The organism is Streptomyces sp. NPDC053560 (genome assembly GCF_044544605.1).
Taxonomy (GTDB): Bacteria; Actinomycetota; Actinomycetes; order Streptomycetales; family Streptomycetaceae; genus Streptomyces.
Genome location: NZ_JBITXI010000008.1, coordinates 209710 through 228837, shown reverse-complemented (window position 1 = coordinate 228837; position 19128 = coordinate 209710). Strand labels below are relative to the sequence as shown.

The 19128-nt window shown below is 73.8% G+C and carries 19 protein-coding genes and 1 pseudogene; 8 read left to right on the top strand and 12 right to left on the bottom strand.

Annotated features, from left to right (window positions below; genetic code table 11):
- Positions 1–20 precede the first annotated feature (20 nt).
- Positions 21–1103 (top strand): DUF6545 domain-containing protein, encoded by a 1083-nt coding sequence (locus ACIGQF_RS20810; RefSeq protein WP_399712065.1) that lies wholly within the window; start codon positions 21–23, stop codon positions 1101–1103.
- Here the strand turns inward: ACIGQF_RS20810 and ACIGQF_RS20805 are convergent.
- The 5 genes from ACIGQF_RS20805 to ACIGQF_RS20785 form a co-directional block, all read right to left on the bottom strand.
- Complete coding sequence (locus tag ACIGQF_RS20805) at positions 1021–1290, bottom strand: chaplin (protein WP_399712063.1); 270 nt, start codon at positions 1288–1290, stop codon at positions 1021–1023. The two genes, ACIGQF_RS20810 and ACIGQF_RS20805, sit on opposite strands and share 83 nt — an antisense overlap.
- 133 nt (positions 1291–1423) lie before the next feature.
- Positions 1424–2935 (bottom strand): NAD-dependent succinate-semialdehyde dehydrogenase, encoded by a 1512-nt coding sequence (locus ACIGQF_RS20800; RefSeq protein WP_361562177.1) that lies wholly within the window; start codon positions 2933–2935, stop codon positions 1424–1426.
- Between the two features lie 194 nt (positions 2936–3129).
- Complete coding sequence (locus tag ACIGQF_RS20795) at positions 3130–4401, bottom strand: aspartate aminotransferase family protein (protein WP_399712061.1); 1272 nt, start codon at positions 4399–4401, stop codon at positions 3130–3132.
- 85 nt (positions 4402–4486) lie between these two features.
- The gene (locus ACIGQF_RS20790; RefSeq protein WP_399712615.1) at positions 4487–4867 is read right to left on the bottom strand and encodes an HPr family phosphocarrier protein; all 381 of its coding nucleotides are present in this window, start codon (positions 4865–4867) and stop codon (positions 4487–4489) included.
- A 285-nt stretch (positions 4868–5152) separates the two neighbouring features.
- Positions 5153–5350: a hypothetical protein gene (locus ACIGQF_RS20785; protein WP_399712058.1), complete on the bottom strand. Its 198-nt coding sequence runs from the start codon at positions 5348–5350 to the stop codon at positions 5153–5155.
- A 272-nt stretch (positions 5351–5622) separates the two neighbouring features.
- Here ACIGQF_RS20785 and ACIGQF_RS20780 point away from each other — a divergent pair.
- A pseudogene (locus tag ACIGQF_RS20780) lies at positions 5623–5892 on the top strand (IclR family transcriptional regulator C-terminal domain-containing protein); the annotation flags it as partial.
- A 40-nt stretch (positions 5893–5932) separates the two neighbouring features.
- On the opposite strand, the gene ACIGQF_RS20775 reads toward ACIGQF_RS20780, so the two are convergent.
- Positions 5933–7339 carry a sugar porter family MFS transporter gene (locus ACIGQF_RS20775; RefSeq protein WP_399712056.1) on the bottom strand — a complete coding sequence of 469 codons (1407 nt, stop codon included), beginning with the start codon at positions 7337–7339 and terminating at the stop codon, positions 5933–5935.
- A 343-nt stretch (positions 7340–7682) separates the two neighbouring features.
- Here ACIGQF_RS20775 and ACIGQF_RS20770 point away from each other — a divergent pair, with 343 nt between their 5' ends.
- The gene (locus tag ACIGQF_RS20770) at positions 7683–8696 is read left to right on the top strand and encodes a LacI family DNA-binding transcriptional regulator (protein ID WP_399712054.1); all 1014 of its coding nucleotides are present in this window, start codon (positions 7683–7685) and stop codon (positions 8694–8696) included.
- Positions 8697–8927: 231 nt separating this feature from the next.
- The gene (locus ACIGQF_RS20765) at positions 8928–10499 is read left to right on the top strand and encodes a glycoside hydrolase family 32 protein (protein WP_399712052.1); all 1572 of its coding nucleotides are present in this window, start codon (positions 8928–8930) and stop codon (positions 10497–10499) included.
- A 32-nt stretch (positions 10500–10531) separates the two neighbouring features.
- Here the strand turns inward: ACIGQF_RS20765 and ACIGQF_RS20760 are convergent, their stop codons facing one another.
- On the bottom strand, positions 10532–10825 hold the full coding sequence (locus ACIGQF_RS20760) for a hypothetical protein (RefSeq protein WP_399712050.1): 294 nt from the start codon (positions 10823–10825) through the stop codon (positions 10532–10534).
- 29 nt (positions 10826–10854) lie between these two features.
- Positions 10855–12069 carry an MFS transporter gene (locus tag ACIGQF_RS20755; protein WP_399712048.1) on the bottom strand — a complete coding sequence of 405 codons (1215 nt, stop codon included), beginning with the start codon at positions 12067–12069 and terminating at the stop codon, positions 10855–10857.
- A 71-nt stretch (positions 12070–12140) separates the two neighbouring features.
- Between ACIGQF_RS20755 and ACIGQF_RS20750 the strand changes: the two genes are divergently transcribed.
- Together ACIGQF_RS20750 and ACIGQF_RS20745 are read left to right on the top strand one after the other, a co-directional pair.
- Positions 12141–12941: a helix-turn-helix domain-containing protein gene (locus tag ACIGQF_RS20750; RefSeq protein ID WP_399712046.1), complete on the top strand. Its 801-nt coding sequence runs from the start codon at positions 12141–12143 to the stop codon at positions 12939–12941.
- Positions 12942–13042: 101 nt separating this feature from the next.
- Positions 13043–14005, top strand: a complete 963-nt coding sequence (locus ACIGQF_RS20745) for a threonine/serine dehydratase (RefSeq protein ID WP_399712044.1) — start codon at positions 13043–13045, stop codon at positions 14003–14005.
- Positions 14006–14089: 84 nt separating this feature from the next.
- On the opposite strand, the gene ACIGQF_RS20740 is transcribed toward ACIGQF_RS20745, so the two are convergent.
- The 4 genes from ACIGQF_RS20740 to ACIGQF_RS20725 form a co-directional block, all read right to left on the bottom strand.
- On the bottom strand, positions 14090–15274 hold the full coding sequence (locus ACIGQF_RS20740) for a zinc-dependent alcohol dehydrogenase (RefSeq protein ID WP_399712042.1): 1185 nt from the start codon (positions 15272–15274) through the stop codon (positions 14090–14092).
- 47 nt (positions 15275–15321) lie between these two features.
- Positions 15322–15870, bottom strand: coding sequence for a type 1 glutamine amidotransferase domain-containing protein (locus ACIGQF_RS20735; RefSeq protein ID WP_399712040.1), 549 nt, complete (start codon positions 15868–15870; stop codon positions 15322–15324).
- 215 nt (positions 15871–16085) lie between these two features.
- Entirely contained in the window at positions 16086–17213 is a 1128-nt protein-coding gene (locus ACIGQF_RS20730; RefSeq protein WP_399712038.1) for a glycosyltransferase family 9 protein, read from the bottom strand.
- A gap of 45 nt (positions 17214–17258) precedes the next feature.
- A complete protein-coding gene (locus ACIGQF_RS20725) occupies positions 17259–17882 on the bottom strand; it encodes a D-glycero-alpha-D-manno-heptose-1,7-bisphosphate 7-phosphatase (RefSeq protein ID WP_399712036.1) in 624 nt (207 codons plus the stop codon).
- A gap of 265 nt (positions 17883–18147) precedes the next feature.
- Here ACIGQF_RS20725 and ACIGQF_RS20720 point away from each other — a divergent pair, with 265 nt between their 5' ends.
- Positions 18148–18267 (top strand): LPFR motif small protein, encoded by a 120-nt coding sequence (locus ACIGQF_RS20720; protein WP_281179349.1) that lies wholly within the window; start codon positions 18148–18150, stop codon positions 18265–18267.
- Positions 18268–18313: 46 nt separating this feature from the next.
- Positions 18314–18964, top strand: a complete 651-nt coding sequence (locus tag ACIGQF_RS20715; RefSeq protein ID WP_399712034.1) for an endonuclease — start codon at positions 18314–18316, stop codon at positions 18962–18964.
- The last annotated feature ends 164 nt before the right edge of the window (positions 18965–19128 follow it).

Below are 19128 nucleotides of genomic sequence, written 5' to 3'. Positions count from 1 at the left end.
TGGCCACCGCAGCGTCGGCCATGACACTCAACCTCCCCGTCGTCACCCACTTCGCGTTGCGCGCGACGGGCACGCTGCACGCCGTCGCCCTGGGCCGCAACATGTGCGGAGTGCTGTCCGCCGGAGCGGTGCTCTACTTCGTCTCCTCCGCGACCGGCAACCGCCGGCTGCGCGGGGTGCTGTGGTTCCTACTGGGCGGCACCGTCGCGGCACTGCTGGTGCTGGACCGTGCGGCGCCGCCGCATCAGGGGCACGGCGTCCCTTTCGGCGGCCCGCCGATACCGTCCACCGCCTACTGGCTGGTGATGATCGCCGCCCACCTGACGGCCGATGTCTCCTGTGCCTGGCTCTGCCGGCAGTACGCCCGGCGCGCGGACAACCGGTCGTTGCGGCTCAGCCTGAAGGCGTTCGGAGCGGGCACCGCGCTCGCCGGGGCATGCTGGTTCTGCCAACTGCTGCACAGCACCCTGCAGATACAGGGGCCGCTGCCCTTTCTCCCGTTCGCCATGGGCCTCCACGGCGTCGTGCGGACGGTCGCGCTCCTCATGCCCTCATTCGTCGCCGCGCGGCGCAACGTCGCGGAGATCGCCACGATCCGGCGCCTGTGGCCGCTCTGGTACGACCTGGTGCAGGCCGTACCGTGCGTCGCTTTCATGAAGCCCCGCCGCCGCGTTCTGGAGATCTTGTGGCCGCGGGTTTCCTGGCAGCTCCTGGCCTACCGCAAGATCATCGAGGCCCGGGACGCCATCCTGGCCCTGCGGGACTGCGACGAGCCGCCGGGCATGGACACGGGGCCCCCGCCCCGCACGACAGCGCGGCGGTCTTCGCCCGCTCCCTCGGTGACCTCACCGACGAGAAGCAGTGCCTGTTCAGCCTGTCGCGCACGTACCGCGTCTGCCGCAGGGCGGGCCCGCCCGCGTAGCCGACCCGCTTCCGGGTGGCCGCCGCGGCGCGGCACACAGCCGCATCCGCCGCCGGGTCCGGGACCCGGCGGCGGATGCGGTGGGTGGCGACAGCCGGTCAGTAGCGGCCGTGGTGCTTGCCGTGGTGGTCCGAGTCCGCGGCGCAGCCGTTGCCGGCCGCGGGGTTCAGCAGGCCGATGACGTTGATGCTGTTGCCGCAGACGTTCGCGGACACATCCACCGGCACCTGGACGACATTGCCGGACAGGACACCCGGGCTGCCGTGGGCCTTGCCTCCCGCGTTGGCGTCGGCGAAGGAGGCGGTGGCGCCGCCGAGGACGGTCGCTGCGGCCAGTGCGGTCGCCGCGAGGGCGGTACGGATGGACATGTTCTCTCCCGTGAAGAGGGGTGCTTGTTCATGGGGAGAATGACCCTTCGCGGCAGGTTCGCCACCTGGAAAGCGCCGGTACCGCCTGATTGCAGTAGCACATCGGGCCGAACGGGGCCTCGGCGTCCCCCGGTCAGCCCTGCCCGGTCGGGATGGCCAGGTACTTGTACTCCAGGAACTCCTCGATGCCGACGCGGCCGCCCTCCCGGCCCAGCCCGGACTGCTTGACGCCGCCGAAGGGCGCGGCCGGGTTGGAGACCAGGCCGGTGTTGACGCCGACCATGCCGGTCTCCAGCCGCTCGCCGACCCGCAGCGCGCGGTCCAGGTTCTCGGTGAAGAGGTAGCCGACCAGGCCCCATTCGGTGTCGTTGGCGGCGCGGACCACCTCGTCCTCGTCGTCGAAGGTGAGGATCGCGGCGACCGGGCCGAAGATCTCCGTCGACATCAGCTCGGAGTCCGGGTGCACGCCGGTGAGCACGGTGGGCGGGTAGAAGTAGCCCGCGCCGTCCGGCGCCTCACCGCCGATGACGGTCTTGGCGCCGCGCCGTACGGCGTCCTGGACCAGACCGGCGGCCTTGTCACGCCCTGCCGCGTCGATCAGCGGACCGACGTCGGTGCCGTCCTGGGTACCGGGGCCGACGGTGAGGGCGCCCATCCGCTCGGCGAGGCGGGTGGCGAAGGCGTCGGCGACGGAGCGGTGTACGAAGAAGCGGTTGGCCGCGGTGCAGGCCTCGCCCATGTTCCGCATCTTGGCGACCATCGCGCCGTCCACGGCCTTGTCCAGGTCGGCGTCGGCGAAGACGAGGAACGGCGCGTTGCCGCCCAGCTCCATCGACGTGCGGACGACGGTGTCGGCGCACTGGGACAGGAGGATGCGGCCCACCTGGGTGGAGCCGGTGAAGGACAGCTTGCGGATGTCGCCGCTGCGCAGCAGGGGTTCCACGACGCCGGCCGCGTCGGTGGTGGTGACGACGTTGAGGACGCCGGGCGGCAGACCCGCCTCGGTCATGATGGCGGCCAGCGCCAGGCTGGAGAGCGGGGTCTGCGGTGCGGGCTTGAGGATCATCGTGCAGCCGGCCGCGACCGCCGGGCCGATCTTGCGGGTGCCCATGGCGAGCGGGAAGTTCCACGGGGTGATGAGCATGCAGGGGCCGACGGGCTGGCGCATCACCAGGACGCGGTTGGCGCCGTCGGGGGTGCGGGACATGCCGCCGTCGATGCGTACGGCCTCCTCGGAGAACCAGCGGAAGAACTCCGCCGCGTAGCCGACCTCGCCGCGCGCCTCGGCCAGCGGTTTGCCCATCTCCAGGGTCATCAGGAGGGCGAGGTCCTCCTTGCGCTCGATGATCAGCTCGTAGGCGCGGCGCAGGATCTCGCTGCGGGCGCGCGGCGCGGTGGCCGCCCAGGACTCCTGGGCCGCGACCGCGGCGTCCAGGGCGCGCCGGCCGTCCTCGGGCGCGGCGTCGGCGACCTGACAGAGCTCACGCCCGGTGGCCGGGTCGTCGACGGGCAGGGTGCGGCCGCCGGCGGCGTCCTGCCACCGGCCGTCGAGGAACAGCTGCTTGGGCGCCGCGTCGACGACGCCGATGCCGGAGCGCGGTGCGTCCGCGGCGCCCGACGGCTGGGTGCTGGTGGTCGTGGTCATGATCGATGCCTCCCGGCGGTTGGGTGCGCGGAGCGGGCGGAGTGCGGACGGAGGCGGGCGGCCGGCGTCGTACGGAGGGGACAGGCCGCCGGCGCCGTACGGAGGGGACCGGGCCGTCGGCGCCACAGAGGCAGCGGTACGGGCGGCCGGCCCCCTGCCGTGCGGGGGCCGGCCGGTCCGGTCGGTGCGGCGCCTCAGCGGTCGGCGCAGCCCGCCTGGACGGCGGCGGACCAGGCCCGCAGCCCCTCGTCGATCTGCTCCTCGGACACGATCAGCGCCGGGATCAGCCGGACCACGTTGCCCCACGGGCCGCAGGTCAGAAGGAGCAGTCCCTCGTCGACGGCGGCCTGCTGGACGCGCGCCGCGGTCTTGGCGTCCGGCTCCCCGTCGTCGGTGACGAACTCGTTGGCCAGCATCAGGCCGAGCCCGCGTACGTCCCCGATGGCCGGGGTCTTGGCGGCCACGTCCTCCAGGCCGGCGCGGAGCCGGGCACCCATCGTGGCGGCGTTGGCCACCAATCCCTCCTCCTCGACCACGTCGAGGGTGGCGAGGGCCGCTGCGCAGGCCACCGCGTTGCCGCCGTACGTGCCGCCCTGCGAGCCGGGCCGGGCCTTGGACATGATCTCGTCGGAGGCGGCGATGCCGGACAGCGGGAAGCCGCTGGCCAGGCCCTTGGCGGTGATGATGATGTCGGGCCGGACACCGAAGTGGTCGTGGCCCCAGAACCGCCCTGTACGGCCGACGCCGGTCTGCACCTCGTCCAGGATCAGCAGGATGCCGTGCCGGTCGGCGCGCTCCCGCAGGCCCTGGAGGAAGGCGGTGTTGGCGGGGGTGTAGCCGCCCTCGCCGAGCACCGGCTCCACGATGATCGCCGCGGTGTCGTCGGGGTCGGTGACGGTCTGCAGGAGGTGGTCGAGCTCGCGCAGCGCGAAGCGGGTGGTGGCCTCCTCGTCCCAGCCGTAACGGGAGGCGTAGTAGTAGGTGTTCGGGAAGGGCGTGACGTGTACGCCGCTCATGAGCGGGCCGAAGCCCGTACGGACCTTGGTGCCGGAGGTGGTGAGGGAGGCGGCGGCGACCGTGCGGCCGTGGAAGCCGCCCTGGCAGACGACGATGTTGGGCCGGCCCGTGGCCTGCCGGGCGAGCCGCATCGCGGCCTCGACCGCTTCGCTTCCCGAGTTGGAGAAGAACAAGCTGTCGAGCCCCTGCGGCAGTACGTCGCCGAGCCGTTCGACCAGCTTCTGGAGCGGCTGGTGCATGACGGTCGTGTACTGGCCGTGGATCAGGGTGGCCACCTGCTCCTGGGCGGCGGCGACCACGCGCGGGTGACAGTGGCCGGTGCTGGTGACGCCGATGCCGGCGGTGAAGTCCAGATAGCGGCGGCCGTCCGTACCGAAGAGGTGGACGCCCTCGCCGCGTTCGGCGACGACGGGTGTGGCCTGGCGCAGATGCTCGGAAAGGTGGCTCATACGACAGCTCTCTCCCACGGCGTTGAGGCGGTGCGGATGCACGGTGCGGCCGGTGTCCTTTCCAGAATGGATCGGACACAGGCTTCTACTCACCTTGTGGGAGAGGGGCGGGGAGGGTCAACGACCAACGGGTTCGCCGCGCGCGGCGATTGTGGACGATGTGTCCTCCGCCCGGGACCGTGTGATCGTCTCGGCACCGGCGGAACGGGCGGGAACCGCCGGTCAGGTGGGGGCCGCGACGGCCGCGAGGGCGTCCAGGGTGCGCGCGGCGTCCGCGCCCGAGGCCCGCGGCACGATCTCGTCGCCGCGCCGGATGTTGAGACCGAGCAGGGACGCTGCGGGCCGGCACGGGGCGCGCGGCCCCCACGTCGGCCCCGGCGAACGTGACCTCGGCCGCGGCACGGGCCGCGGCCTGCGCGAAGGCGGCCGCCGGGCAGGCGTGCAGCCCGGCGTCCTCGGTCACCACCAGGCGGCGTTCCAGGGTGGGCACGGCGGATCCTTCCCGAGAGTGGCGGGACGGTCGGACGTTCCGGGCGCTCCCGTCGGCTCGGCGGTTCCGGTCATGCGGGCGCTGCCGTCAGCAGGGCGGTTCCGCCTCCGGTCATGCGGGCGCTGCCGTCAGCAGGGCGGTGAGCCGCCGGACGAGGAGCTCTTCCTCCTCGGCGGTGAGGGTGCGCGGGCCGACGGGGAGCCGCCCCTCCGCCGCGTGGTGGCCGCGCGGGAAGACCCGCCACCGTCTCCTTGCCGACCCTCATCGGCCGTCCGATGCCCGCGTACTGGGCCCGGCCGCGGTGAGCAGGTCGTCCATGACCACGTGGCCGCGGGCCGCTTCGGCCATGGCGGCGACCGTCTCCTCGGACGGCCGGCTGCCGCCGAGCGCGGTCATCTTCCCGTTGGCGTAGACGGCGGGCGTCAGGTCCAGCGAGGCGCAGAAGACGTTGTCCGCCATGTTTTGGCGCGCCCTGGCCTCGGAAGTGCTGCCCGAGGACGCGACGGGCATCGAGGCGGTACTGCGCGCGTTCCAGCAGCGGCTGGGGCAGACCCTGCACCTCGCGGCGCTCAGCGGCGGCTCGGCGACGTACACGCACAAGGTGGACCCCGGGCACGCGTACCGCATCGCCACGGAGGTCGGCATGGCGCTGCCGCTGCACGCCGACGCCGCCGGGAAGGTGCTGCCGGCACACCTCCCGACGGACGAGGCGGCCACGCTGCTGGACCGCGGGCCTGCCGACGCGGACGCCCCGCACGATCACCGACCGGGACCGGCTGGCAGCGGAGCTGGCGACGGTACGGGAGCAGGGCTTCGCGACGGAGTACGAGGAGGCCGACGGCGCGGTGTGCTCGGCGGCAGCGCCCGTACTGGACGCCGAGGGCTACCCGATGGGCGCGGTCTCGGTGTCCTCACTGGCCTTCCTGGTGACGGAGGACCAGCCGACGGAGTTCGCCCCGGCGGTGCGGCAAGCGGCGAGCGGGGTGGCCCGGCGGCTGTGAGCGCCGGGCCACCCCGCTGAGCAAGTGAGCTCGGTGGCGGTCAGCCCTCCGTCGGCGTGCGGCCGCCGCGCAGGGATGCCGAGATGTCCTCCAGGCTGCGGCCCTTGGTCTCGGGAAGCTTGCGGTGGAGGTAGGCGATGCCGAGCAGGCCGAAGGCGGCGTAGAGCCAGAACAGGCCGGTGGGGGTGAGGGCCTGGATGGTGGTCAGCACGGTGAGCGAGATGGCGAAGTCCAGGCCCCAGTGGGTGACGTTGCCGAAGGAGGAGGCCTTGCCGCGGACCGCGGTGGGGAAGATCTCGCTGTTGATCAGCCAGATCGCCAGGCCCAGGCTGGGTGCGAACGCGCCGATGTAGAGGCAGAGTCCGGCGACCAGCAGGCCGCTGTGCGCGGGCTGTCCGTCGCCGGCGAGGTAGAGCGCGCCGAGCAGGACCAGGGCGAGGACGACGACGGCGGTGCCGCCGAGGAGCAGCGGGCGGCGGCCGACCTTGTCGACGAGGAGCAGCGCGACACCGGTGAGGACCATGTTGACCAGGCCGATGCCGAGCGAGGAGAGGATCGCGGCGGAGCTGGCGAAGCCGGCCTGCTGGAGCATGGTGGGCGCGTAGTAGATGACCGCGTTGACGCCGACGAGCTGGTTCGTGGCGGCGACGACCACGCCGAGCAGCACGGCCGGGCGCATGGCGGGGCGCAGCAGGTCCCGGTAGCCGATCTTCGACTCCTGGGCCGCCAGTGTCTGGATCTCGTGGATCTCGCGCTCGGCCTCCTCATCGGTGCGCGTACGGCGCAGGACCGCGCGCGCCTCGTCGGGGCGGCCGTGGGTGAGCAGCCAGCGCGGGCTCTCCGAGAGCCGCGCCACGCCGACGAGCATCAGCAGGGACGGTACGACGCCGAGGCCGAGCATCCAGCGCCAGCCCTGCGCCACGTCGTCGAAGGCGTAGCCGACGAGGTAGGAGACGAAGATGCCGACGGTGATCATCAGCTGGTTGAGCGAGACCAGCTTGCCGCGGCTCTCCTTGGGCGCGATCTCGGCGATGTACGCGGGGACGGCGAGCGAGGCGGTGCCGATGGCGAGGCCGAGGACGAAGCGGGCGCCGGTCAGCACGCCGACACCCGGCGCCACGGCGCAGCCGAAGGCGCCCACGGTGAAGATGCCGGCGGCGGTGAGCAGCGTGCGGCGGCGGCCCGCCGCGTCGGTGACCGCGCCGCTGACCAGCACGCCGACGATCGCGCCGAGCAGCAGGGACGCCACGGTGATCTGCTGCATGCCGGCGCTCAGGTGGAATTCGGGCGTGATGTGCAGCAGCGCCGAGGAGATGATCCCGGTGTCGTACCCGAAGAGGAAGCCGCCGAGCGCGGCGACCGCGGAGGCGCCGAGGACCGCTGCGCGGCCGCGCGTGCGCGGCGGTGCGCCCGGTTCGGGCGGGAGGACGGTGTCGGTGCGGGACAAGACGGCTCTCCTTCAGGTGGGCTGACGCGAAGTCAGCTGGTACCGGTGCGCACCGCACGCGCCGGGCCGGTCGTCCGGCGGTCCGGTGCGTGCGGTTGCTCCCGCCACCGTCCGTCGGCGGGACGGGCGGCGGGAGCCGGTGCCGCGTCGCACGGCAGCCGTAGGGGGCGGTCACGGACCTCCGGCACGCGACGCTGGGTGCCGGAGGTCCGGTCGGGAAGTGACCGCCGGTACGGCATCGTGACCTGTCGAACGATTTCGCGCAAGCGTTTGCGCAAGCGCTTTTCCCGGACCCGGCCTCACGTACGATCGCGGGGACGCACAGACCGCTGAGGAGGCACGCATGGCGACCATGGCCGACGTGGCACGTCGGGCCGGTGTCTCGGTCTCGACCGTGTCCCATGTGATCAACAAGACCCGGTTCGTGAAGGAGGAGACCCGGGACCAGGTGCACGCCGCCATGCGCGACACCGGCTACATCCCGAACACCATCGCCCGCTCGCTGGTGACCTCCAGCACCAAGACCCTCGGGCTCGCGGTCTCGGCCGTCACCAACTTCCACTTCGCCGACATGGTCTCGTCGATCGACGCCACGGCCCGCGCCGCCGGCTACACCCTGCTGATAGCCGACACCCACGACGACCCGGCCGAAGAGCTGCGGGTCGTGCAGAACCTCCACCAACGCCGCGTCGACGGCCTGCTGCTGGCCACCGCGGCCGGCGCCCGCGGCGCCGCCCTGCGCTACCTCAAGGACACCGGCCTGCCCACCGTCCTGATCGACCGCTGCGCCTCCGCCGCCTTCGACCAGATCGGCACCGCGAACGTGGAGTCCACGGCCCGCCTGGTCGACCACCTCGCCGACCTCGGCCACACCCGCATCGGCATGGTGGCCGGACGGCGCGGGATCCGTACCAGCTCGGAGCGGGTGCGCGGCTGGCAGCGCGGCATGCGGCGGCAGGGCCTGGACCCGGCGAAGGAGCTGGTCGTCCCCGGGCACAGCCACGCGTACATGGCCGAGCAGGTCACCGAGAAGCTGCTGCGGGGCAAGGATGCGCCGACCGCGCTGGTGGTCGGCAACAACCACATGACGCTCGGCGTGCTGCGCGCGCTGTCCCGGCTGGGCCTCAAGGCGCCCCAGGACGTCGCGCTGAGCGTCTTCGACGACTTCGAGTGGGCCGACCTGCTCCAGCCGCAGCTGACCGCCATCGCGCAGCCGGTGGAGGAGATCGGCGCCCGGTCCGTACGCATGCTGATCGACCGGCTCGCGGACCCCGACGGCGCGAAGCGGACCGTGCTGCTGGAACCGACGCTGGTGCACCGCACGTCCTGCGGCTGCCCCGCCGAGCCGGTGCGCTGACCGCCCCTCTGGACACGGCCGGTCCGGCCTCCTACAGTCTGCGGCGGACCGCGCCCGGGTGTCGCCGGGCAACGTCCCGCGGTGCGGCCGCCATTCGTCGGCAGCGGCCGCCGCGCGATCGACCGCTCAGCCGTCCGGTTCGTCGGGAGCCGAGGACGCGGGCCACCTCCCTGGTACGGCCCACCTTCCCTGGTAGCAGCCCGCATGGCGCTGCCCGACTGGAGGCACCTCATGCCCGACACCCCGCACCGCCCCGTGAGCCGGCGCAACGTCCTGACGGCCGCCCTCGCGCTGGCCGGCACCGGCGCCCTGACCACCTGGTCCACCACGCCGGCCACGGCGGCCGGACTCCGCGCGTACGACGAGCCCTTCCGGCCCCAGGTGCACTTCTCTCCCGCCCGGAACTGGATGAACGACCCCAACGGGCTCCTCCACCACGACGGCACGTACCACCTCTTCTTCCAGTACAACCCGGCCGGGAACACCTGGGGCAACATGTCCTGGGGCCACGCCACCAGCCCCGACCTCGTGCACTGGGAGGAGCGACCTGTCGCGATCCCGCACGACGACGAGGAGATGGTCTTCTCCGGCAGCGCGGTCTTCGACCGGGACAACACCAGCGGCCTGGGCAGCGCGACCGCTCCCCCGCTGGTCGCCGTCTACACCAGCATGGTCAAGGCGACCGGGCGGCAGCGCCAGTCCCTCGCCTTCAGCACGGACGGCGGCGACACCTGGACCCGGTACGCGGGCAACCCCGTGCTGGACATCGGCTCGAACGACTTCCGCGACCCCAAGGTCTTCTGGCACGCGCCGACCGCTCGCTGGGTGATGGCCGTGGCGATGGCCGCCGAGCACCGCATCCGCTTCTACGCCTCGCCCGACCTCAAGACCTGGACGCACCTGAGCGACTTCGGGCCGAGCGGGGCGACCGGCGGCGTGTGGGAGTGCCCGGACCTGTTCGAGCTGCCCGTGGCCGGCGCCCCGGGACGCCGCAGGTGGGTACTGATCGTCAACCTCAACCCCGGTGGCCCGGCGGGCGGTTCGGCAGGGCAGTACTTCACCGGCGACTTCGACGGGACCACCTTCACCGCCGATCCGCAGGACGCGCCACGCTGGCTGGACCACGGCGCCGACGCGTACGCGGGTGTCACCTACAACGACGCGCCGGACGGCCGCCGGGTCCTGGTCTCCTGGATGAACAACTGGCTGTACGGCGAGAAGATCCCCACCGATCCGTGGCGGAGCGCGATGGGCTTCCCCCGGGAGCTGGGGCTGCGGGCCGCGGCGGACGGCGCGGCCGTCCTCGTGCAGCAGCCGGTCGCCGAGCTGGCCACGCTGCGCCGCCGTCCCGCCCTGCGGATCGCGGGGCGCAGAGCCCCGGCGGGCACCGCCCGGCTGCTGCGGGACGCGGCACTGACGTACGAGATCGAGGCGGAGCTGCGGCCGGACAGGGCGCGGCGCTACGGCCTGGAGGTGCGGACCGACGGCGGGCAGCGCACCCGCATCGGCTACGACACCGCCGGCGGCGAGCTGTACGTGGACCGCACCGCCTCCGGCGACGTCGGGTTCTCGGCGGACTTCCCGGCCGTGCACCGTGCGCCGCTGGCGCTCACGGACGGCGTGCTGAAGCTGCGGGTGCTCGTGGACCGCTCGTCGGTGGAGGTGTTCGCCGACGGCGGCGCGGTCTGCCTGACCGACCAGATCTTCCCCGGCCCGGACGCCACGGGGCTGGGCACCTTCGCCGAGGAGGGCGGGGTGCGCGTCGAGCGGCTGACGGTGTGGCCGCTGCGGTCGGCCTGGTGACGTAGCCCCCTCGGCGACCGGGGCGGGGCGGGTCAGCCGGTGCGGCGCCGCACGATCCACGGCACCACGCCGATCAGCACACCGGCGCCGGCCATGCCGATGCCGAGCGTCCTGCCCTGCTGGACGAGCTCGGCGTCGGCACCGCCCGCCGCCGGGCCGGCGCTGTCGGTGCCGACCGCGGCGAAGACGCCGTACCGGTCGTCACCGGCGCTGACGGCCGTCCGGTCGGCCGGGCCGGCCGCGCTCTGATGCTGTCCGTAGATGACGAGGCCCCACAGAGCGAGGACGGCGCCGATGAGGCTGACGATCAAGCGGCTTCCGGTCATGCGCGACTCCCCCGTTGGACGTGCGTGCTTCAAAGACCGCCGAGGTCCCGAAAAGGTTGCCTACCGGTCGGTATCACGCCGATGAGCAGGCCGGCCACCGCGGCGGCGACGCCGGTGCCGACCACGGCGGGCCAGCCGCCGGCCGCCCACGCCAGCGTCCCGGCCAGCGAGCCGAGGGCGATGCCGAGGAAGCGCAGGGTGAAGTAGAGGGTGTTCAGCCGGCTGTGGGCGGCGGGGTCGAGGGTGAACAGGACGGTCTGGCAGACGGCCTGGCCGCCCCAGACGCCGATGTCGAGCACGACGACGCCCACGATCAGCGGGACGAGCGCCGTGCCGCCCGGCAGCATGATCAGCCAGCCCGCCACGACCAGCCCTGTGAGAAGGGCGAGCGCACCGCGGCGCCCCAGGCGCTCGGCCGCCCGCCCGGCGTACGGCGAGGCGAGCGCGCTGACCGCGGCCACCAGCCCGAACAACCCGGTGGCGGTCGCGCCGAGCCCGTACTGGTGCGCCAGCAGGAACGTCAGCGTCGTCCAGAAGGCGCCGAACGCGATGCCGACCAGCGCTCCGGAGAGGACGACCCGCCACACCAGCGGGTGCCGGACGAGCCGCGGGAGGGAGACGAGCGAGGCCCGGTACGGGGTGGTGGCGGCGACCGGGGCGGCGGGCAGGGTCCGGCGGAGCACGGCCATGAGCGCCAGGGTGAGCACCGCCGAGCAGAGGTACACGGCACGCCATCCGGCGAGGTCGGCGAGGGCGCCGGCGTAGGCGCGGGAGGCCAGTACGCCGACCAGCAGGCCGCCCTGGACGGTGCCGACGATCCGGCCGCTGCCCCCTCCGCCGGGCGCCCCGGACAGCGCGACGGCGAACGGCGTGACCAGTTGCGGGACCGGGGAGAGCACGCCCAGGGCGAAGCCCGCCACGGTCAGCCACCACACCGAGGGGGCGAGCGCGCAGGCGAGCAGCGCCGCCGCCGAGGCGGTACCCAGACCGAGGATCAGGCGGCGCCGGTCGCGGCTGTCACCGGCCGGGACGATCAGCAGGATGCCGGCCGCGTATCCCAGCTGGGTGGCGGTCGGCACGGCCCCGAGGGCGTCGGGTGCCACGTCCATCGAGGCGGCCACGGAGCCGAGCAGCGGCTGGCCGAGGTAGACGTTGGCGGCCGTCACGGCGCTGGTGGCGGCCAGGAGGAGGGTCGGGGGGCGGGCCTGCTCGCGGCCCGGAGCTGCGGTCAGTGGTGCGTTCACGTACGCCGACGCTAGGACGCCCGCCGGTGGCATACTTTCGCTGTCACGCCATCACCTGTCGAGATTGCGCCATGTACGGCAAGAGCGAGAACCGCGACGACTACCAGCACGTGCCGAGGCCCCTGGCCGCCATGGCGCGCGATCTGCCCGACGGGCACCACATCCCCGCGCACCGGCACGTCCGCGCGCAGCTGATCTACGGCACGTCCGGAGCGATCACGGTCACCACCGCGCACGGCGCGTGGGTGGTGCCCGCCACCCGGGGCGTCTGGCTGCCGCCCGGTCTCACCCATGCGATGACCTGTGCGGGGCCGGTCGCCATGCGCACCCTCTACATCGAGCGGCGGACGGCCCTGCGCCTCCCCGATGTGCCCACCGTCGTCTCGGTCTCCCCGCTGCTGCGGGAGCTCATCGACGAGGCGACCCGGCTGCCGGTGCTGTACGACCGCGAGGGCCGGGACGGGAAGCTGATGGATCTGCTGCTGCTCGAACTCACCCCGCACCCGGTCCCGGCACTGCACCTCCCCGCGCCTGCCGACCCGCAACTGGCCGAGGTGTGCGCGGCGATCCAACGGCGACCGGGCGAGCGGTGGACGGCCTCGGAGGCCGCGGCCGCCGCGCACTTGAGCACGCGCAGCCTGCACCGCCGGTTCGCCGCCGCGACCGGCATGGGCCTCGCCCGCTGGGTGCAGCAGGCCCGGCTCGTGCACGCGGTCACCCTGCTCGCCCGGGGCACGCCGGTCACCACCGTCGCCGGCGCCGTCGGGTACGCCACGCCCAGCGCCTTCACCGCGATGTTCCACCGCGCCCTCGGGACGACGCCCACCGCCTACTTCGCCGGCGCGGCGGACCCGTCGGCCGGCCTGTCCTGAGCCCGACTCCGCCCCCGCCGCCCGGTTGTAGGGTCGGGGGCGCCGCCGTCGCGGAAGCGCAGGTGGCAGCGGAGCGGACGCCAACGGAGAGGGAGGGTGCCGTGATCGGCATCTCGGACATCGAGGCAGCGGCCGGACTGATCGGCGAACACGTCGTGCGGACCCCGACGGTGCCGAGTCCGGGCCTCTCCGCGCTGCTCGGCGTGCCGGTCACCACCAAGCTGGAACTGCTGCAGCGGACCGGTTCCTTCAAGGCGCGCGGCGCGACGGCGAAGCTGCTCTCGCTGAGCGAGGCGGACCGCGCGGCGGGCGTGGTGGCGGTCAGCGGCGGCAACCACGGGATCGGACTCGCGGTGATGGCCGGAGTGCTGGGGCTGAAGGCGACGGTGGTGATGCCGCGGTCCGCGCCCGCCAGGGCCGTGGACATCGCGACGGCGGCCGGCGCTTCGGTGCAGCTGACCGAGGACATGGACGGTGCGTTCAAGCTGGTGCAGGAGCTGGAGGCCGAGGGCCTGACGCTGGTGCACCCCTTCGACGACCCGGTGGTGGTGGCCGCGCAGGGCACGGTCGGCAAGGAGTTCGCCGAGGACGCCGGGGAGTTGACCGATGTGCTGGTCAGCATCGGGGGCGGCGGGCTGATCTCGGGCGTCGCGGCGGCGCTGCACGCGCTCCGGCCCGGCGTGCGGGTCTGGGGCGTGGAGACGGAGGGCGCGCAGGCCATGTCCGAGGCGCTGGCCGCCGGGGGCCCGGTACCGGTGCGGCTGTCCTCGATCGTCTCCACGCTGAGCGCCCCGGCGGCCTCACGGTTGACGTACGAGCACACGGCGGCGCTGGTGCACGAGGTGCTGGTGGTGCCGGACCGGGACGCCGTACGGGGCGTGCTCGACCTGGCGGAGCACGCGAAGGTCTGGGCCGAACCGGCGGCCGGCTGCCTGCTCCCGGCGGCCCGGCAGGTCATCGAGCGGGTCGGGGACGACGCCCGGATCGGCCTGGTGCTCTGCGGGGGCAACGCCTCGCCCGGTGACGTCATGCGCTGGGCGGCGGACTTCGGCCTGCCGGCATGAGGGACACGGACGCGGGCGTACCGTGGCGGGCCCGGCCGGAGTCCGGCGGGCCCGCCACGGTACGCCTGGTGACGCAGTGTCAGTTCACGGCTGGAGCAGCGTCTTGACCATGCCGTCCTTCTTGGCCTGGAAGGTGGCGTAGGCCTGGGGGCCTTCCTCCAGCGGCAGCCGGTGGGTGGCGAAGTCCTCGACGCCGAGGACGTCCGAGTCGTCGAGCAGCGGCAGGATGTCGTCCACCCAGCGGCGGACGTTCGCCTGGCCCATGCGGATCTGGATCTGCTTGTCGAACATGGTCAGCAGCGGCAGTGGGTCGACGTTGCCGCCGTAGACGCCCGAGATGGAGAGGGTGCCGCCGCGCCGGACCGCGTCGATCGCCAGGTTCAGGGCGGCGAGTGGGTCCACCCCGGCACGCTCGGTGACCTTCTGGGCGACCGCGCTCGGCAGCAGCCCCACGGCCTGCTGGGCCAGCTTCGCGCCCGACGTGCCGTGCGCCTCCATGCCGACGGCCTCGATGACGGCGTCGGTGCCCCGGCCGTCGGTGAGCCGGCGGATCTCGTCGGCGGTGTCCTTGCCGTACTCGGTGAGGTCCAGGGTGTGCACGCCGCGGGCCCGCGCCCGCGCGAGGCGCTCGGGCACCAGGTCGACGCCGATGACCTTCGACGCGCCCCGGTGGAGGGCGATCCGCGCCGCCATGTCACCGATGGGGCCGAGGCCGAGGACCGTGAGGGTGCCGCCGGGCGGGATGTCCGCGTACTCCACGGACTGCCAGGCGGTGGGCAGTACGTCGGAGAGGTAGACGAAGCGGTCGTCCGGGGGCCCGTGCGGCACGTTGATCGGCAGCTGGTCGCCGAACGGCACCCGCAGGAACTCCGCCTGACCGCCGGGCACCTGGCCGTACATCTTGGTGAACCCGAAGAGCGAGGCACCCTTGCCGCGCTCGCGGACCTGGGTGGTCTCGCACTGCGAGTGCAGGCCCTTGGAGCACATCCAGCAGGTGCCGCAGGAGACGTTGAAGGGCACCACGACCCGGTCCCCCGCCTTGAGCCGCGTGACCTCGGGACCGACCTCCTCGACGATGCCCATGGGCTCGTGGCCGAGGATGTCGCCCGGTTCCAGGAAGGGGCCGAGCACTTCGTACAGATGCAGGTCCGAGCCGCAGATGCCGGTGGAGGTGATCTTCACCAGGACGTCGGTCGGATCCTGGATCTTCGGGTCGGGGACGGTGTCGATCCGTACGTCCCGCTTCCCGTGCCAGGTGAGGGCGCGCATCGCTGCCTCCTGCTCGCGGAGAGCTGTGGGTCAGGTGAGGGGCCGGCTCAGGACCGGTGGTCCTGAGCGGTGAATTCCTTGACGAGGGCGCCGTTGAAGGCGCTCAGGTCGTCCGGCTTGCGGCTGGTGATCAGCGTGTTCGAGCCGCCGGTGCAGACCTTGACCTGCTCGTCGACCCAGACGCCGCCCGCGTTGCGGATGTCGGTCTGCAGGCTGGGCCAGGAGGTGAGGGTACGGCCGCGCACCACGTCGGCCTCGACCAGCGTCCAGGGGGCGTGGCAGATCGCGGCGACGGGCTTGCCCGCGTCGAAGAAGCCCTTGACGAAGGCGACGGCCTTCTTGTCCATGCGCAGGAAATCGGGGTTGGCGACACCGCCGGGCAGGACGAGGCCGCCGTAGTCCTCGACCCGCGCGTCGGCGACGGCGGAGTCGACGTCGAAGGTGTCGGCCTTGTCGAGGTGGTGGAAGCCCTGGATCTGCCCGGACTTCGTGGAGACCAGCCGCGGTTCGTGACCGGCGTCCTTCACTGCCTGCCAGGGCTCCGTCAGCTCGACCTGCTCGACGCCTTCGGGGGCCACCAGGAATGCCACCTGCATGGTGTTCACGTCCTCACGGATCATCGGAATCAAGTGGGCGTTATGGGCGCCTTGTCCAGAGTTCCACGCTCACCGTGGATCATGCGTGCCGACTGGTCCGAACGCGCCTCCGGGCTGCCCGGTCCACGTACCGCCGGGCAGCGGCGACCCGCTGTCGCAGTACCCACGCCTGCCGGGCGCACGCACCCCCGACAGGGACGCCTGCCACTCGGCGGTCACGGTCCGACCTCCCCGGTGGCCCGGGGCCGTGCCGTGCCGGGAGCGCCGCGGTGCGGGAGCGTGCCGGGCGCCCGCACCCTGCGCCGCAGCCGGGCGCGGCCGACCGGCGCGCCGCCGGCTTCGGTGGCCCGCGGCATGGGGGCGACCTCGCGGTCGTGCCACAGCGCGGCTTCCACCACCTCGTCCACGCCGATCCGCAGCAGCAGCGGGTCGGGCTCGGTGCCGTACGGGTCGCCGGGCGGGCCCGGGTGCCACAGGGCGGTGTGCCGGTCGCTGGGCGGCGGCCCCCAAAGGCGCGGCGGGACCGGGCCGAAGAGGGTGACCGAGGGCGTGCCGTGGGCGGTGGCGAGGTGGGCGGTGCCGGTGTCGCCGCTGACGAGCACGGCGGCCCGCGCGACGAGCGCGGACAGTTCGCCGAACGGCAGCCCGCCGGTGAGGACTTCGCCCGGCCCGAGCCCCCCGGCCGCCGCCACGGTCAGGGCCAGGTCCTCCTCCCCCGGCCCGCCGAACACCACCACTCGCCGTCCGGCCGCGCGCAGCCGCGCGGCGACCGCACCGAAGCGGTGGGCCGGCCAGCGGCGGGCCGCGGCGCCGGCCCCGGGGTGGATCACCACGGCGCCCGGCGCGGGCGAGTGGTCCCGCGGTACCGGGAGCCGGTGGTCCTCGGGGTCGGCGGCGATGCCGTACGCGGCGAGGACGCTGCACCAGCGGGTGCGTTCGTGCTCGCCGCGCTCCCAGACGCCGAGCGCCGCGGCGGGCGAGTCCCGCGCCGCGTACGCGATGAGCCGCCCGGGGTGCAGCTCCGCCAGCACATCCGCACTGTCCGGGCCGTTTCCGTGCAGGTCGATGGCGACGTCGGGGGCCGCGCCGGGCCAGTGCCGCAGTGCGGGGACGCCGCGGCCCGGCGCCTGCGCTGCGAGCACCGCGTCCACCGCCCCGGTGGCCAGCGCCGCGTCGGTGAGCGCCGGCGGCGTGGCCAGCACGACGGCGTGGTGGGGGAAGTGCCGGCGGATGCCGCGCAGTGCGGGGACGGCGGTGAGCAGGTCGCCCAGGCCCAGCGCGCGCAGCACCAGCAGGCGGGGCCGCGGCGAGCAGGGTCCGGTGGGTTCGGCTGCGGTGGTCATGTCACACCATCCTGTCGGAGCGTACGAGGCGTGCCACGAGGGACATCACCGGTCCCACCCCCAGGTCTCGGCGACGACGGGCACGGTCTCCGGGCCGGGTCCGAGCAGCCCCCGTACGGCCGTGAGCACGTCGGGTGCGGTGCAGCACGCCGCCGCGATCTCTTCGGCGCGGGTGACGGCGTTGGGTACGAGGACGGCGCGGGCGCCGGCGGCCTGCGCCGCCAGCACGTCGGCCCCGATGTCGCCGATGACCACGCATCTCTCGGCCGGTACGGCGAGCCGCCGGGCCGCCTCGATCACCAGCCCCGGCTTCGGTTTGCGGCAGTGGCAGCCGGCGTCCGGGCGGTGCGGGCAGTACACCCAGGTGCCGAAGCCGCCGAGCGCGTCGTCCACCCGGGCGTTGACCAGCCGCACCTGCTGTTCGGTCAGCAGGCCGCGGCCCACGCCCGACTGGTTGCTGACGACGGCGGTGGGGATGCCGGCGTCGCGCAGCAGCCGGAGCGCCTCGGGCACCCCGGGCAGCACGCGGACCAGCCGCGGGTCGCCGTTGTGGGGCACGTCCTCGATGAGCGTGCCGTCACGGTCGAAGAGCACGGCGGCGGGCCGCTCGTGCCGCCCGGCGGGACGGCCGCCCGCGCGGGGCGCGCCGTCGTGAACGAATTCGGTCATGCGGCACCTCGCCAGGACGAGCACGCGGGTGGACGGCATCACGGGGTGTCGCCTCTCGGGACCCCTGTGTATCTCGTACCGTTCTACCGGCGACGGCCCGGGTGCGCCTGCCGAGTGCGCCCCGGAGGCCCTGTACGCACCCCGCCGACCGGGTGACCCGCCCGGCTGAACGGCACCGGGCCCGCGCGTCCCACCGGCCATGATTACGTTCCGCGATTCCGGTAACCCGAGGGACAGGAACAGTCCACCCATACAAGGAGGAATCGTGCTCAGCGCCATCGCCGACGTTCTGCGGGCCATCGGCAGCACCATCGCCGCCGTGGTGACGCTCCCCTTCCGCGCACTCGCCCGCCTCTTCGGCGGTGCCTCGCGGGGCGCGCACTAGTCCCCACGTATCCCACGCGAACCGACCCGCACGAGGAGCCCTGCGTATGACGGGTGACCAGCGGAAGACCGCACAGGCCCTGCTGACGACGCACGGGCGGACATACGCGGCGGAGGCGGGGATCACGCTCCGCGACACCCCGCAGCCGCTGTACCAGCTGCTCGTCCTGTCCTGCCTGCTCAGCGCCCGCATCCGGGCCTCGGTGGCGGTCTCGGCCGCCCACGAGCTGTTCGAGGCCGGCATGCGGGACCCCCGGAGCATGCGGGACGCCACCTGGCAGCAGCGGGTGGACGCCCTGGGCCGGGGCAGCTATCGCCGCTACGACGAGCGCACCGCCACCCAGCTCGGGGACGGAGCGCAACTGCTGCTGGACGACTACAAGGGAGATCTGCGGAAGCTCCGCGACGAGGCCGGCGGCGACGTCGGCCGGCTGCGTGAGCTGCTCCAGAAGGTACCGGGGCTCGGCCCGGCCGGCGCCGGCATCTTCCTGCGCGAGGCCCAGGCCGTCTGGCCGGACCTCATCCCGTACATCGACGGCAAGGCCCTGCAGGGCGCGGAGCGGCTGGGGCTCCCCAAGGACCCCGACGCGCTGGCGCGGCTGGTGCCCGCCGACGACACCGCCGTCTTCGCCGCCGCCCTGGTACGCGCCGCGCTGGAGAAGGACGTGGTGGAGGACGTCGAGGCCGAAACCTCCTGAACCCCCGGCCCGCCGAAACCGGGCCCGCTGAGCCCGGCCGCCGCGCCGCCGGGGGCCGCGGGGCCCCGCGGGGCCGTGTGCAGCGCCCCCGCCCAGGCGCAGGCGGCGCGCACCAATCCCGCCACCGGCGGCCCCGCGGCCCCGCGCAGCTGGCCCCGCCCCCT

Excerpts from the sequence above, each read along its gene's own strand:
- ACIGQF_RS20730 (WP_399712038.1), bottom strand. The coding sequence starts at position 17,213 with ATGACCACCGCAGCCGAACCCACCGGACCCTGCTCGCCGCGGCCCCGC.
- ACIGQF_RS20760 (WP_399712050.1), bottom strand. The coding sequence starts at position 10,825 with ATGACCGGAAGCCGCTTGATCGTCAGCCTCATCGGCGCCGTCCTCGCT.
- ACIGQF_RS20765 (WP_399712052.1), top strand. The coding sequence starts at position 8,928 with ATGCCCGACACCCCGCACCGCCCCGTGAGCCGGCGCAACGTCCTGACG.
- ACIGQF_RS20805 (WP_399712063.1), bottom strand. The coding sequence starts at position 1,290 with ATGTCCATCCGTACCGCCCTCGCGGCGACCGCACTGGCCGCAGCGACC.
- ACIGQF_RS20810 (WP_399712065.1), top strand. The coding sequence starts at position 21 with ATGACACTCAACCTCCCCGTCGTCACCCACTTCGCGTTGCGCGCGACG.
- ACIGQF_RS20725 (WP_399712036.1), bottom strand. The coding sequence starts at position 17,882 with ATGACCGAATTCGTTCACGACGGCGCGCCCCGCGCGGGCGGCCGTCCC.
- ACIGQF_RS20735 (WP_399712040.1), bottom strand. The coding sequence starts at position 15,870 with ATGCAGGTGGCATTCCTGGTGGCCCCCGAAGGCGTCGAGCAGGTCGAG.
- ACIGQF_RS20785 (WP_399712058.1), bottom strand. The coding sequence starts at position 5,350 with ATGGCGGACAACGTCTTCTGCGCCTCGCTGGACCTGACGCCCGCCGTC.
- ACIGQF_RS20795 (WP_399712061.1), bottom strand. The coding sequence starts at position 4,401 with ATGAGCCACCTTTCCGAGCATCTGCGCCAGGCCACACCCGTCGTCGCC.
- ACIGQF_RS20800 (WP_361562177.1), bottom strand. The coding sequence starts at position 2,935 with ATGACCACGACCACCAGCACCCAGCCGTCGGGCGCCGCGGACGCACCG.
- ACIGQF_RS20770 (WP_399712054.1), top strand. The coding sequence starts at position 7,683 with ATGGCGACCATGGCCGACGTGGCACGTCGGGCCGGTGTCTCGGTCTCG.
- ACIGQF_RS20740 (WP_399712042.1), bottom strand. The coding sequence starts at position 15,274 with ATGCGCGCCCTCACCTGGCACGGGAAGCGGGACGTACGGATCGACACC.
- ACIGQF_RS20750 (WP_399712046.1), top strand. The coding sequence starts at position 12,141 with ATGTACGGCAAGAGCGAGAACCGCGACGACTACCAGCACGTGCCGAGG.
- ACIGQF_RS20715 (WP_399712034.1), top strand. The coding sequence starts at position 18,314 with ATGACGGGTGACCAGCGGAAGACCGCACAGGCCCTGCTGACGACGCAC.